Below are 1,338 nucleotides of genomic sequence, written 5' to 3' on the forward strand. Positions count from 1 at the left end.
TATGCGGATGTGTCACATTGCGAACAAGGCGGGCGAGTTTATCACGATTTTTTTAGGATTGCTGACCAAATGGTTTGGATTTTGACGCAGTTTTAAGCGAAAGAGATGATATTTCAAGATGAATGCTGCGAAGAGAAGTTCTGTGTTGACTTAAATCAGCGTGTTGAGAGGAAGTTCAGAGAGTTGAAAGCTACCTAATGTTCTCAGTTCCTTTTATGAAACTCAGCGGTTTAAGGTAGCTCTCAATGCATTCGAATCGATCGAGCGGCTATTTGGCGCGCTTCAAATTGTTTTTGGTGAAATCACCATCCGCTAGCCCAGTTTGGAAGGCATAGTTTGACCACGTAAGGTCGGTTGATTTTCCAGTTTGATGGTTTTGCATGAGCATCATTTCTGGACGCCAGTATTGACCCAAATATTGCTGATAGCCTTTAAAATCGAGTGTTTTGAGTAAGGACTTTTTGCGATCATAGAATTCGATTTTGATAACGCGATATTCTGTTTGGTCAATCCAAGCGATTTGCTTGGTGTAGCCAGAATATTTGTCAGTAGGAGTACGTTCCACTACGAAGCACTCCAGATCACCGCAGGCCTCATCATTAAGGTAGTTATAGGTATACTTTTCGACTTCTTGTGAACTCAAATCTTCAAACGCGAATTCACTGCCCATGAACGGGCCTGATTTATTTCGTGATGCAATGCGTTTTACACGTTTCAATGCGGGGAGAAACAGCCATTGATCATCAGCTTCAGTTTTATGAGAGAAGGTGAGTAGGGCGGTGCCGCGTACATCTTTGGGTTCATCAAAGATGGTCATGCTCTTATCGCCATCATCTTCAACTTCAAGGCTTTTAACTCGCAAAGAGCGAATACTTTCTTCACCTTGTTTATTGCGCAGAGTCATTGTCATATCAGCGGTGGAGTCTTGCCAGCCCTGATTACGCTTGTCGCTTTCAATAGCGATTTCTAAGCCTTTTTCTTGAGCTGTTTGTGCGAATAGGTTGCTCGCGAAAACGACGGATAAAGCAAGCAAACTTGTTTTTATAATTGGACGCATAAAGGTCTCCTTAAAAATCCTGTCCAGCGTGGCGCATAGCTTACGCGCTGTGCCAGAGAGGCTTCAAGGAGATACTGCTGAATGGCGCTGGAATAGTCTGTTCAGCGACTGAGACTTGCGGGGGTTACGCGCAACACTTCGTCGATGGTCGTTTGGCCCGAGGCAACTTTGTGGGCGCCACTCAAACGTAAAGACTGCATACCTTCTTTTATCGCAATTTTGCGCAAATCCATGATATTGGTTTGGTCATGAATATTGGCTTTCATTTGTTCGCTAAGCGG

1 protein-coding gene and 1 pseudogene are annotated in these 1,338 nt (G+C 44.1%); both read right to left on the reverse strand.

The window, feature by feature from the left end; genetic code table 11:
* Positions 1-268: 268 nt before the first annotated feature.
* On the reverse strand, positions 269-1,057 hold the full coding sequence (locus A3739_RS23620; protein ID WP_068502007.1) for an outer membrane lipoprotein-sorting protein: 789 nt from the start codon (positions 1,055-1,057) through the stop codon (positions 269-271).
* Positions 1,058-1,158: 101 nt separating this feature from the next.
* A pseudogene (locus tag A3739_RS28960) lies at positions 1,159-1,338 on the reverse strand (hypothetical protein); the annotation flags it as partial.

This window comes from Oleiphilus sp. HI0067, assembly GCF_001635735.1.